12 protein-coding genes, 1 tRNA gene and 1 other RNA gene are annotated in these 12,268 nt (G+C 59.0%); 10 read left to right on the plus strand and 4 right to left on the minus strand.

The window, feature by feature from the left end; translation table 11 throughout:
• Positions 1-59 precede the first annotated feature (59 nt).
• Positions 60-2,933 carry a class I SAM-dependent DNA methyltransferase gene (locus ACH2ED_RS10160; RefSeq protein ID WP_395090710.1) on the plus strand — a complete coding sequence of 958 codons (2,874 nt, stop codon included), beginning with the start codon at positions 60-62 and terminating at the stop codon, positions 2,931-2,933.
• A gap of 53 nt (positions 2,934-2,986) precedes the next feature.
• Here the strand turns inward: ACH2ED_RS10160 and ACH2ED_RS10165 are convergent.
• Positions 2,987-3,059 (minus strand) — tRNA-Ala (locus tag ACH2ED_RS10165).
• 97 nt (positions 3,060-3,156) lie between these two features.
• Here ACH2ED_RS10165 and ACH2ED_RS10170 point away from each other — a divergent pair.
• Positions 3,157-3,591 (plus strand): hypothetical protein, encoded by a 435-nt coding sequence (locus ACH2ED_RS10170; RefSeq protein ID WP_395090712.1) that lies wholly within the window; start codon positions 3,157-3,159, stop codon positions 3,589-3,591.
• A 62-nt stretch (positions 3,592-3,653) separates the two neighbouring features.
• On the opposite strand, the gene ACH2ED_RS10175 is transcribed toward ACH2ED_RS10170, so the two are convergent.
• Positions 3,654-4,862 (minus strand): DnaJ domain-containing protein, encoded by a 1,209-nt coding sequence (locus tag ACH2ED_RS10175; RefSeq protein WP_395090714.1) that lies wholly within the window; start codon positions 4,860-4,862, stop codon positions 3,654-3,656.
• Between the two features lie 44 nt (positions 4,863-4,906).
• Positions 4,907-4,998: signal recognition particle sRNA small type (ffs, locus tag ACH2ED_RS10180), an RNA gene on the minus strand.
• Positions 4,999-5,047: 49 nt separating this feature from the next.
• Between ffs and ACH2ED_RS10185 the strand changes: the two genes are divergently transcribed.
• Genes ACH2ED_RS10185 through ACH2ED_RS10220 form a run of 8 tightly spaced genes read left to right on the plus strand, consistent with a single transcriptional unit; the run spans position 5,048 to position 11,690 of the window.
• The gene (locus tag ACH2ED_RS10185; RefSeq protein ID WP_395090716.1) at positions 5,048-5,191 is read left to right on the plus strand and encodes a hypothetical protein; all 144 of its coding nucleotides are present in this window, start codon (positions 5,048-5,050) and stop codon (positions 5,189-5,191) included.
• On the plus strand, positions 5,192-5,533 hold the full coding sequence (locus tag ACH2ED_RS10190; protein WP_395090717.1) for a redoxin domain-containing protein: 342 nt from the start codon (positions 5,192-5,194) through the stop codon (positions 5,531-5,533). It begins immediately after the preceding gene.
• A 3-nt stretch (positions 5,534-5,536) separates the two neighbouring features.
• Positions 5,537-6,439 (plus strand): cytochrome b/b6 domain-containing protein, encoded by a 903-nt coding sequence (locus ACH2ED_RS10195; RefSeq protein ID WP_395090719.1) that lies wholly within the window; start codon positions 5,537-5,539, stop codon positions 6,437-6,439.
• Positions 6,396-7,142 (plus strand): molybdopterin-dependent oxidoreductase, encoded by a 747-nt coding sequence (locus ACH2ED_RS10200; protein WP_395090721.1) that lies wholly within the window; start codon positions 6,396-6,398, stop codon positions 7,140-7,142. Before ACH2ED_RS10195 ends, ACH2ED_RS10200 begins: the two co-directional genes overlap by 44 nt.
• Before the next feature lie 9 nt (positions 7,143-7,151).
• A complete protein-coding gene (gene msrB, locus ACH2ED_RS10205; protein ID WP_395090723.1) occupies positions 7,152-7,682 on the plus strand; it encodes a peptide-methionine (R)-S-oxide reductase MsrB in 531 nt (176 codons plus the stop codon).
• A gap of 13 nt (positions 7,683-7,695) precedes the next feature.
• Positions 7,696-8,802 carry a 1-deoxy-D-xylulose-5-phosphate reductoisomerase gene (gene dxr, locus ACH2ED_RS10210; RefSeq protein ID WP_395090725.1) on the plus strand — a complete coding sequence of 369 codons (1,107 nt, stop codon included), beginning with the start codon at positions 7,696-7,698 and terminating at the stop codon, positions 8,800-8,802.
• Between the two features lie 9 nt (positions 8,803-8,811).
• Positions 8,812-9,879, plus strand: a complete 1,068-nt coding sequence (locus tag ACH2ED_RS10215) for a M50 family metallopeptidase (protein ID WP_395090726.1) — start codon at positions 8,812-8,814, stop codon at positions 9,877-9,879.
• 23 nt (positions 9,880-9,902) lie between these two features.
• On the plus strand, positions 9,903-11,690 hold the full coding sequence (locus ACH2ED_RS10220; RefSeq protein WP_395090727.1) for a c-type cytochrome: 1,788 nt from the start codon (positions 9,903-9,905) through the stop codon (positions 11,688-11,690).
• Between the two features lie 4 nt (positions 11,691-11,694).
• Here the strand turns inward: ACH2ED_RS10220 and ACH2ED_RS10225 are convergent, their stop codons facing one another.
• Positions 11,695-12,261, minus strand: a complete 567-nt coding sequence (locus ACH2ED_RS10225; protein WP_395090729.1) for a thymidine kinase — start codon at positions 12,259-12,261, stop codon at positions 11,695-11,697.
• Positions 12,262-12,268: the final 7 nt, after the last annotated feature.

Below are 12,268 nucleotides of genomic sequence, written 5' to 3' on the forward strand. Positions count from 1 at the left end.
AACGACCGTGCGAACAAAGTTCCCAGAGGAATTCGCTTGTCGGTGCCGAACTTCTCCCCATGCCTACTGCCGCTTCTCTCACCCTCTCCGAGTTCGTCGCCCGCTGGAGTGCTGCAACCCTTACCGAACGAGCGGGCTACCAGGAGCACTTCCGCGACCTGTGCGCCCTCTTGGGGCAGCGCACGCCCGCCGAAGCCGATCCCACGGGCGCACACTACGCGTTTGAGAAAGGGGTGCGCAAGAGCGGCAACACGTCGGGGCGCGTGGATGGCTTCGCCGATGTCTGGCAGCGGGGACACTTCGCGATTGAGTACAAGGGCAAAAAGAAAAATCTCTCCGACGCTTACCAGCAGCTTCTGGCCTACCGAGAGGATCTGGAGAACCCGCCGCTGCTCGCGGTCTGTGATCTGAATCGCTTCGAGGTGCATACGAACTTCACGGGCACCGTCAAGCGTGTCTTTGCCTTCGATCTGGCGGAGCTGGAGGCAAACCAGACAACACAAAATTGTTCCCTGCCGCCGCTGGAGGTTCTGCGGGCGCTCTTTGAAAGCCCTTCTAGCCTGCGCCCGGAGCAGACCACAGCGGCGGTTACGGAGGAAGCTGCAAAGACCTTCGGGCTGCTCGCACGCTCGCTCACGGTGCGCGGACACGATCCACACACCGCCGCGCACTTTCTGATTCGCTTGCTTTTCTGTCTTTTTGCCGAGGACGTGAAGCTCCTGCCCGAGGGACTCTTTACCAAGCTGGCCACGAACTACCAGAAAGACCCAGCTCGCTTTGATCGTCAGCTACAGCAGCTCTTTGGAGCAATGGCAAGCGGTGGAGACTTTGGCACCGATGCGATCAAGCACTTCAACGGCGGACTCTTTGACGATGCGCTCACCATTGCCCTGATCGAGAGTGAGCTGGCAGTGTTGGCAAAGGCGGCGGCGCTGGATTGGTCAAGCATCGAGCCCAGTGTCTTTGGCACTTTGTTTGAACGCTCGCTCGATCCCGCCAAGCGCAGTCAGCTCGGAGCGCACTACACCAGCCGCGAGGACATTGCGCTGATCGTGGAGCCGGTCGTGATGCTTCCTCTGCGCCGGGAGTGGGCACTGATTCGGGCGCAGGCTGAGGTGCTGGCCCAGGAGCGCGACACCGTGATTCAGGAGCAGGAGGCCCGTGGTGCAAACCTGACTCCCCCGGAGCGAGCTGCCCTGGTGCGTCGTCGCACGGAGAAGGAGAGTGCCCTCACACGCCTTCTTGCGGGCTTCACGGAGCGCCTCGCCGATATGAAGGTGCTCGATCCTGCCTGTGGGTCAGGGAACTTTCTGTATGTCGCCTTGCGCTCGCTGCTGGATCTGGAGAAGTCGGTCATTCAGATGGCGGCGCACTGCGGCCTGATGGGCTTTTTCCCCCGTGTCGGTTCCGAGCAGATGCGCGGGCTGGAGATCAACGACTACGCCCACGAGCTTGCCCCGATCACGGTTTGGATTGGCTACATCCAGTGGCTGCGAGAGAACGGCTTCGGTCAGCCTGAGGAGCCGATCCTACGTCGCTTTGAGCTAATCAAGCAGCAGGACGCGATCCTGAACGCGGACGGCACCGAGGCACAGTGGCCGCAAGCGGACTTCATCATCGGCAATCCCCCATTTCTGGGAGGTAGCAAGCTCCGGCGTGAGCTGGGCGACGAGTACGCCGAACGCCTCTGGAAGTGTTATGCAGGGCGCGTGGAGGGCGGCGCGGATTTGGTGACTTACTGGTTCGAGAAGTCCCGTGCGCTGATTGAGTCTGGGCAAGTGAAGCGAGCGGGGCTGATCTCTACCAACTCCATACGCAACGGAGCCAGCAGGAAGGTTCTGGAACGTGTTCAGGAGACGGGGGGCATTTTCGATGCATGGGCGGATCGTGAGTGGGTTCTTGCTGGAGCTGCGGTCAATGTCTCGATGGTTTGCTTCGATGCTGGGAAAGAGAACGAGAAGCACCTTGACGGCAAGCCTGTCGCCACAATTAATGCAGACCTCACAGCACAAAAGGCTGATGTGACGACAGCAAGAATATTATCGGAGAACTCAGGATTAGCCTATCAAGGGCCAGATAAATCTGGTTCCTTTGATCTGGAGTCTGCGGAAGCTTTGGCCATGTTGTCTTCTAGTGGAAACCCAAACGGCAAGCCTAACAGTGATGTAATCCGTCGTCGCCTTGGTGGACAAGATGTTACTGGACGAGATCGGAAGGGCTACGTGGTGGACTTCGGCGTGGATATGAGTGAGGATGATGCCAGTCTCTACGAAGCACCTTTTGAGTACGTTCGACGGGTGGTTAAGCCAGAGCGTGATAAAAACCGTGATGCCAGCCGTCAGCGGCACTGGTGGCGATTCGGACGCACGGGTGCTGACATGCGCAAGGCCATCAAAGATAAAGAGCGGTGCATTGTCACCCCAGAGGTATCAAAGTACAGAGTCTTTGCCTGGATGCCAACCGGCACCGTGCCGGATAAGAAGCTCCATGTATTTGCCCGTGATGATGATTACTTCTTCGGGGTACTCCACTCGCGGATTCATGAAGCCTGGTCACTTGCAACGGGTTCCACGTTGGAGGATCGCCCCTCATACGCCTCGCGCACGACCTTCGGCACTTTCCCCATGCCCTGGCCCCCTGGACAAGAACCCAGCGAGGACGATTCTCCTACTGTCAAGGCTATTGCGGACGCCGCCCGCCGTTTGGTGGAATTGCGGGGTAACTGGCTGAGTCCGCCCGATCTGCCCGACGCGGAGCTGAAGAAGCGCACGCTCACAAACCTCTACAACGCCCGGCCTGCGTGGCTGGCGACGGCACACCGGAAGCTCGACGAAGCCGTGGCCGCCGCGTACGGCTGGGATTGGCCGCTGGAAGGCGACGAGATTCTGGAGAAGGTGCTCGCCCTCAACCAAGCCCGGTGCCAGAGCGGCTAGCGGTTCACACAAAACAAAAGACGCCGGGAAATTTCCCGGCGTCTTGCTTGGAGTGGAGGATAGCGGGATCGAACCGCTTACCTCTTCAATGCCATTGAAGCGCTCTCCCAGATGAGCTAATCCCCCAAGGTCGCGAGGGGAATTCTATCGCAGAAAAAAAAACTCCGCAAGTGGCAAACGTAAATTTGCTACGTTGGGTATAATGGTGCCTGGAGGATTTTTCATGAAAAAATCAATTGCCGCTATACACCTCTCGGTGGAAGCGCTGAAGAAAGCAACGGCGGAGCTAGGGGACAAGGCGAGCTGGTCGCCCTCAGATAAAGGCCGCACGGCACTGGATCAAGTGGCGGAGTGTGCGCTGATCACGGGGGCGTGCACCGGGATCATTCAACATAAAGCGGTTCCTGAAATTGACTGGGCTGTCTTTTCTGAGAATAAAATCAAGCTGGCCGCCGATGCCGATGCCGCTCTTGCCTCTCTGACGAGCAATACCGAGGGGTTTGCTGCTGCGCTGGAAGGGCTCTCGGCGGAAGACGCCGCCATTGAAGTGACAATGCCCTGGGGCGCGACCTACACTCTGGCCGGGCTTGCGGATGTGGTGTACTGGAACAACACCTACCACGAAGGCCAGATCAACTACATCTCGACCCTCGTTTAGCTTAGTGTCTCTCTGGAGGCAGTGTACGGACGGTATCTGCCTCCAGAGAATGCCGGAGAGTCTCAATCCTGCCGGAAGAAATCACCCAGGAGCCAGCCGACAATAAAGCTGATGAAGATCACATTGCCTCCCCAGAGGAGCGTCTGCACGGTTCCCCCCTGCACGGTCCGGGAGATGGCGAAGAAGCAAGTGAGTAGCGCGACTGCCCCATATAGACGTAAACGAGATGCCGTGAGAGCCTCCTGGAACAGAGAGACTCCCAGATGCATGAGGGCGGCTACCCAGAAGAAGAGTAACCCCACCACAATGACGAGGATTCCAAAAGGAGGGGCGTGAGGGCCAGCGGACCCCGAGAGAATCAGGTCGTCCTCGATGCGACGAACGGCCCCTGTAATGGTCATGGTCGCCCCGAGCAAAGCACCCGCAAGCGCCATACAGCTCACGTAGGGCCAGCTCCAGGAAGTCACAATTGGCAAAACATAGGTGGAGGCCGATGATTTGTCCAGAGCGAGACCGGCAAAGATCACGATCAGAAAAGTGCCGAAATAGCCGAAAAAACCTATCAGAACCAGGGTTAAAGAGCGCTTGTCGGGCGGCATATCGGCCGTTAGTGGGGCGCGTGGGCGGGCGGTGTACTGCGGTGGTCGTTGGCGTGTGGGCGTGTTGGGAGTGTAGCCACCAGCGCTGCTCTGCGGCCCGACCGGCTGGCGGGCGATCCGCTCAATCTTTTGCTGGACACTGGCACGCCGTGGATCGTGCTGGCTCGCCATCGTGTAGTGCCGGAGGGCATCCGTGTAGCGTTCCTGGTTGCGGCTGACATCGCCCATGACTTCCCAGGCGGCGGCGTTTTTCTTGTTGTAGTGCAGCGCCTGCTCCGCTAGGCTACGCGCCTCGGCCATTCGATTGCGGCTAAAGGCGATCTGGGCTTGCTGAAGAAGCCGGTCCGACTCCTGGGTGGCGGTCGTGGCACTTTGTTGCTGGGGCGGGGAAGAGGCGGGGCGGGGGCCTGCGGGGTGATTGACGGCACCTGCGGACTTGAAGTTGGTTTGGCGTTGCCGCAGCGTGCGCTCGGCATCGTAGACACGGCGCGACTCGGAATCGTTGAGCACGCGGTAAGCCTCGGCAATTGCGGAAAACTGGAGTGCAGCGTGTGGGCCTGAGTTCACATCCGGGTGATGCTTGCGCGCGAGAGCCCGGTACTGCTTCTTGATTTCTTCAAGGGAAGCCGTCTCCGGCAGACCTAGAACTTCGTAGTGTGTTCGCTCCGGCATAGATATACTAAAGACAATTATACCCCGGGAGCGACGCAATTTTTAGGGGAAGTGCTGCGACACGCGGGCCGTACTCCTTATGGCTGCTGCTTCCGCCCTGACCAGGTTCGAAGCCGACCCGCTGCCGTGCAATTATTCTACCGCTCTAAATGAACTTTTTCCAGACAATGTTTGTAGTTACTCGTATGACGCGAAAAAATTTACTTTTATCTGGCGAGCAAGTCCCTGAGCTGATCGGTGCCCCCAAGGACTGGATCAATGGCAAACCGGTGAAGATGGCCGATCTCAAGGGCAAAGTGATTGTTGCTTTTTATTGGACTTTTCAGTGAGTGAACTGCACGCGGACCATTCCCTACTGGAACAAGTGGGTGAAGAGGTACGCAGACAAGGACGTCGTCTTTGTTTCTATTCATACCCCTGAGGTGGACGCTGAGCGCGTTGTCGAGAATGTCAAAAAATACATCGAAAAAGAAAAGCTCCTCTTTCCTGTTTTGATTGATAATGATAAAGCGAACTGGAAAAAATGGCGCAATCAGTGGTGGCCCTCTACCTACTTGATCGATAAAAAAGGTCAGGTTCGTGGCCGCTGGGATGGCGAGCTAAACTACAAAGATAGTGGTACTTTCCGAGATGTTGAGCAAGGAATCGAGCTACTGCGTCGCGAAAAATAAACTATGGCCCACATTCAGAAAAAACACCCGCTGGCGATCCGCTGGTTCCACTGGGTCAACTTCCCTATTCTGGCGCTGATGATCTGGTCGGGGACACTGATCCTGTGGGCCAACGATGTCTACGCCACGGATCTTTGGCAGACGGGCTACCGCGTGCTGCACTCCGGCAAAGAGGATGAGACGCCGCCTCGGTGGCTGCGCGTGCCAGATCGAATGGTGCTGCGGCCCGACCTACGTGTGCTCTACTCTGGCGACACCCTTCCGGACAACTACCCCGAGCCAGACAAGCGTACCGAGATTCTCACGGGCTCGCGTTTGGCCGAGGGAATGGCCTGGCACTTTGCGCTCGCATGGTTCTTCGCGCTCAATGGCCTAGCCTATGTTCTCTTCCTTACGGCCAGCGGTCAGTGGCGGCATCTTGCCCCCCGGAAAGACTCACTGAAGGAAGCCGTAAAAGTCGCGGTCAAAGACCTGGCGTTCTGGAAGCGCATCGAGGCCGCACCGGCAGGTGAAAAGTACAATCACGCCCAACGGCTCGCTTACTCGGGCGTGGTGGTGCTAGGCATACTCATGCTTGTCACGGGGCTGGCGATCTCCAAACCGGCGCAAGTGGCGTGGCTAGCGATTCCCTTTGGCGGCTATCAGGGGGCGCGGCTCTGGCACTTTATCGTGACCTGTCTCTTCGTGGCATTTTTCTTCGTCCATGTAGGGCAAGTCGCTCGGGCGGGTTGGAACAACTTCCGAGGCATGATCACGGGCTGGGAGCAAATTTCGGAAACGCCAGAGCCACAAAAGACGTTAGTAGAAGTGTTAGAAGACGAACCGATTGAGGAAATGGACAATGAACCTGAATCAGCCACCGATGGAACTGACGCAACCGATAGAACTGACGCAGAAGGAGCTTAAGCGGCTCTCACGGCGCTCGTTTCTCTGGGCGGGCGCGGGGGTAACCGGGAGCCTGAGCCTGCTCTCGCTCTTCAACCACCGGGCCAAAGATGATGGCACGGGGATCAAGCAACTCTTCCGCGCGACGCATCTGGGCAACGAGGCGATTGCGACGACGCTGCTTTCTGGCTACCGTGCGCCGGAGTTTCCCGCCGCACGTGCCATTGAGCCACGCAACAACTACCACGGCGCGACGCCCGAGATTGACACAGAGGCCTGGCGCTTGAACCACGGCGACTTGCAGCTCACGCTTGCGGATCTTAAGACACTGCCCGAGGTCTCGCTGACAACGGAGCTAAAGTGTGTGGAGGGCTGGAGCGCGATTGTTACCTGGACAGGCTGCCGCTTCGCCGATTTTGCGAAAAAGTACCCGCCGATGCCCGATAGCAAGTACGTTAGCTTGCGCTCCGAACCCGTCGGATTTGAAGACACCTGGTACTACGTCGGCCTGGATATTGAGAGTATGCTGCACCCCCAGACACTGCTGGCGTGGGGCATGAACGGTCAGCCGCTCAGTACAGAGCACGGTGCACCGCTTCGGCTGGCGATCCCTACCAAGTACGGTATAAAAAACATCAAGCTCATCACGCACCTTAGCTACGAGGCCGAGCGCCCTGCCGACTTCTGGGCCGAGCGCGGGTATGATTTCTATGCAGGACTTTAAACGTAAACTATGAAAAACGAAAAACACACCCTTGTTGTTACGGCAATGGCGCTGCTAATTGGTGGCGTAGCCTGGGCACACCAGCAGAAACCGGCGGTTCCCGCGCGTGCAACTAAAGAGACCGACTGGAAAAAGCTGACCGATGCGCAGTGGCGCAAGCGACTGACGACGACCCAGTTTAATATCTTGCGTAAGGCCGCCACCGAGTTTGCCTTTCGCAACGAGTACCACGACAACCATAAACCTGGAATCTACCGGTGTGCGGGCTGCGAGCTTGAACTCTTCACCAGCGCGGCCAAGTTCGACTCGGGCACGGGCTGGCCGAGTTTCTACCAGCCGCTGAAGAAGACATCGGTTGCCGAAAAGCGCGACCCAGACGGCTCTCGTGTCGAGATTCTCTGTAGCCGCTGCCTGGGGCACTTAGGCCATCTTTTCGACGATGCCAACGGTAGCTTTGGCATCCCCAAAACCCCAACCGGCCTGCGCTACTGCATGAACTCGGGTGCGATGAAGTTTGTTGCCAAAGCCGCCGGGCACTAGAATCCCCCCAACAATGACTAGGCGAAATATTGTGGTTCTGGGCTCGACGGGCTCGATTGGAACCCAGACATTAGACATCTGCGAGCGGCTTGGGGGGGAGCGGGTGGCAGTGGTGGGGCTCGTGGCGCGGCGGGACTCGGCGCTTTTGGCTGAGCAGGCGGCGCACTGGGGGCTCTCGGGCGAGCACGTGGTGGCCGTGGAGCGCGAGGGCAGTGAGGCGATGACGCGCTTGGCGGTGCTTGAGGAGGCCGACACGGTGGTAATCGCCGTGGCGGGCGCGGCGGGGCTCGCGGCCACACTGGCGGCGTGCGCGGCGGGAAAGCGGGTCTGCATCGCCACCAAAGAGGTTCTTGTGGCAGCGGGTGCGCTGGTGACGCAGGCGGCCAGCGACGGCGGCGCGACACTTCTGCCGATTGACTCCGAGCACTCGGCGCTCTTTCAGTGCCTAGCGGGCTACGATTTTTCACAGATTGACAAGCTCCACATCACGGCATCGGGCGGGCCATTTCGCACCTGGACAAAAGAGCGCATCCAGAACGCAACAGTCGAGGAGGCGCTGAATCATCCGACCTGGCGCATGGGCGGCAAGATCACGATTGACTCCGCCACCCTCATGAACAAAGGGCTGGAGATCATTGAGGCATGCTGGCTCTACGGCGTCGGCGAGCAGAAAGTGGAGGTGGTCGTGCACCCGCAGTCCATCATCCACTCGTTTGTGGAGCTACGCGACGGAGCGCTCCTTGCCCAGCTCGGCCTGCCGGACATGCGCCTGCCGATTCAGATCGCGCTCCTCCACCCCGAGAAAGTAGACACGGGAATCCCGCGCCTGAGGCCCACCGAAATGCGAGATCTGACTTTTGAAGCACCCGACCACGAGCGCTTCCCCGCGATTACTTTGGCGCGGCAGGCGTTTCGCGTCGGAGGAACCGCGCCCGCTCTCCTCAACGCCGCCAATGAAGCTGCTGTCGGGGCGTTTTTGGAAGGGAAGCTCCGCTTTGGTCAGATCCTAGAGCGGGTCGCGGATGCCCTGGGTAGCATTTCTTCTTCTGAAGCGGATACACTGGAAAAAATTGTGAGCGCAGATGCTGCGGCACGCCGCTTTATTGCGGAGAATCTGTAGGAGAGAGCATTGCTGCATAAACTAGAGACCTTGCTGACGTGGGCGGTTTTATTTGGCATCCTGATTTTTATTCATGAGCTGGGCCATTTTCTGGCTGCCAAGGCGTTTAAGTTCAAGGTCTACGAGTTCGCATTTGGTTTGCCGTTTGGTAAAAAATGGCGCTACTGGTACGACGGCGAGACGGAGTACACCATCCGTGCGGTTCTTCTCGGGGGCTTTGTGGGGTTTGCCGAGGCGGAGGCGGACGATGAAACGCGCGACAGACAGATGGCGGATTTCCATGCTAAGCCGATCTACCAGCGCTTGATTGTGATCCTAGCTGGGCCTATCGCCTCGTTTTTATTGGGCTGGCTCGCGTTTGTCGCACTGGTGGGAATGCGTGGCGTCGAGCTGCCTGCTCCTCACAAAATGATGGTAAGCGAGAAGAGTGCCGCTGCGGAGGCCGGGATTCGTACCGGCGATCTGCTGGTCAAGATTGCGGGCGCCCCCATCGCTGATTTTAATGCCATGGCGACCAAGGTGCGTGGCTCGGCAGGGAAGCCTCTCGAAGTTGAGGTCCTGCGCGACGATAAGCCGCTGACGCTGACAGTGCAGCCGCGCGAGGTGCTTGAGGGACGGGAGAAGCTCTATCGAATCGGAGTCGGGCTACAGCCGCGCACAAGGCCCGCACAGGTTCAAGAAGTGCTCGGTGAGGCCAACCGCCTGACGGGGACATTCCTGAGCGCTCTAGGCAAGCTGGTCTCGACGCCGCGTGAGCTCGGGAAAAACATCGGAGGCCCGATCGCCATCGCGGGCGCTGTCTCCGAAGTGGTCAAGCTGGACTGGGCCGACCGGGTGCTGGCACTCTTCTCGCTCATGGGACAGCTCTCTCTCTCCCTGTACGCAGCCAATCTCTTTGTACCCATTCCCGTTTTTGATGGCGGACAGGTGGTACTGCTTCTCATTGAGGCGATTCGGCGACGGCAGCTCAGTAAAGAGCAGCAGATGGGGGTCGCACTGGTGGGCTGGGCGCTGGTGTTAGTCCTCTTTGTGAGTGTGACATTTAATGACATCCTGAAACTGCTCGGAAAAAGCTAGCAAACGTGGAAACGTCCGCGAAAATGAGGATACAGCGACTTGCTCTCGCTTTGCCGTTGTTTGCTCTGATGGCACTTATGCTAGGGGCGCAAAAGGCGGATAAACCCCGTGAGGTGGGCAAATCGAACTTGGTATCCGATCCGACTTCCGATCCAGCACCGCATTTTGTGGCGCTTCTGCCCGAGAGTCGAGTGCTGGTAACGGAGCGCGGCACGGATTCGGTTGCTTTGCTTGATCTATTAGCGGGACGACTCCTTCAGCGAACCTCAGTAGGCGACGAGCCTTTTGCGCTGGCGGTTCGAGGGAGTGTGGCAGTGGCATCGAACGTCGCCTCCGACAGCATCAGTGTTCTCGCGCTTGCGGGAAATACGCTAACGGTTGTGGCGACGATTCCCGTGGGCGATGAGCCGCGCGGCGTGGCGCTGAGCCTGGATGGCAAGCGAGCCTACGTCGCGCTGGGCGGTGAGAGCGCTGTGGTGGTGGTGGAGCTGGCGAGCCGGAAAATCACTCAGCGCCTCCCGACGGGCTTGGAGCCCTGGCAGGTGGCGCTCACACCCGATGGTAAGCGGCTCACGGTGGGCTGCACGCGGGCGCGGACGCTCTCGGTCTATGCGCTGACCACCGGCGAGGAGCTCTACACCGTTCCGCTCAATGGCCGCAATGTACGCAGTATCGCGATCTCCCCGGATGGCAAGCAAGCCTTTGTGCCGTTTATCAATGAGCGGCGCTTCCCGGCGACAAAAGACAATATAGACCGGGGCTGGGTGGTCGGTAATCGTCTGGCACGCGTCCCGATCACGGAGGAGGGCCCACGCGAGGCGATTGCACTCGACACACAGGGCGATGCACTAGGCGATGTGGACGGCTGCACGCTCTCGCCCGATGGTCAGACCCTTGCGCTGACGGCAGGGGGCACGCATGAGGTTGTGCTTTTCTCTAAGATTGCCGGGCTCCCGTTTGTAGCCTTCGGTGGCCCGGAAGACTACTTAGAGCCAGAGTCAATCGAGCGGGTTCGACGCATCAAAGTGGGGGGCAGGCCGCTGGGCGCACAGTTCTCCGCCGATGGCAAGCAGCTCATTGTCGCCAATGACTTTCTCAATGCCGTGCAGGTGCTTGATGTTGCCTCTGGCAAAGTGGCGAAGACGATTGCGCTAGGTGGCCCGGCTCAGCCCTCGCAAGTGCGCCTTGGAGAGCAGATTTTCAACGATGCCAAGCGCTCGTTTCACTCCTGGTACTCATGCGCCTCATGCCACACGGAGGGGCACACCAACGGCGGCAACTTCGACACCAAAAACGACGGCGGTTACGGCAAGCCTAAGAAGACCCTGAGCCTGCGCGGCGTCGCGCAAACCGCGCCCTACACCTGGCACGGCTGGCAGAAAGATCTGCGGCAAGCCATTGTCGAGTCATTCACCAAGAGTATGCAGGGCGACGAGCCCACGTCTGTTGAAGTGGACGCTGTTGAAGCCTACTTAAAAACTCTGGACTGGAAGAAATCCCCGTTTCCTGAAAATCCCGCAGGCCAGAAAGTCTTTGTGGCGAAGGGCTGCGCGAGCTGCCATGGCGGCGCGACCTACGCCACGCCGACGATCACGAAAACCGGCCTGGAGGAGCAAAATGATGTCTATGTGGGCTACAACCCGCCGCCGCTGCGCAATGTCTACAGCCGTGCTCCGTACCTGCACGATGGCCGATCTCTCACGTTGGAGGATGTGCTAAGCCAGTTCCACCGACCCAGCAAGCTCACCGGCGCATCGGATTGCACCCCTCAGGAACTCAAAGATTTGGTTGCGTTTCTGAAGAGTCTGTGAGGCTTTACTCCTCTGGCACCGTGTGGCACTGGCGGCAGCGCGCTTCGTAGTGTTCGGTGGCTCCAATCAGAACCGTGGGGGCGCTGGCGGGGGCGGGGTGGCCGTTGATGAGTCGCTGGGAACGCGCGGCGTCGCCGCCGCAGACGGCGCAGATGGCGCGTAGCTTCACGACGTTATCGGCGACGGCGATTAAGTGAGGCATGGCTCCAAACGGAGCGCCGCGAAAGTCCATGTCCAGACCCGAGACAATCACGTCTTTGCCGTCGTCGGCGAGCGCCTGGCAGACCTCGAAGATTCCCGCATCAAAGAACTGCGCTTCCTCAATGGCAATCAGCTGCGTCTCCGGAGCAATCGAGAGATAGAGAGTCGCGCTATTTTCGGCGGCCTGCGCTTCATGGAGCGCTCCGTTGTGCGAGCGAATCACGGTGACGGGATCTCGGGTGTCGAGTGCGGGTTTGAAGACTTGGACGGTGCGCTTGGCGTAGAGCGCACGGCGGACAAGGCGGATCAGCTCTTCGGTCTTGCCAGAGAACATGGAGCCGCAGATCACGGTAAGGGAGCCAGTGGGCATACCGGCC

Origin of the sequence: Armatimonas sp., from assembly GCF_043757465.1 — a bacterium.
Classification (GTDB): domain Bacteria; phylum Armatimonadota; class Armatimonadia; order Armatimonadales; family Armatimonadaceae; genus Armatimonas.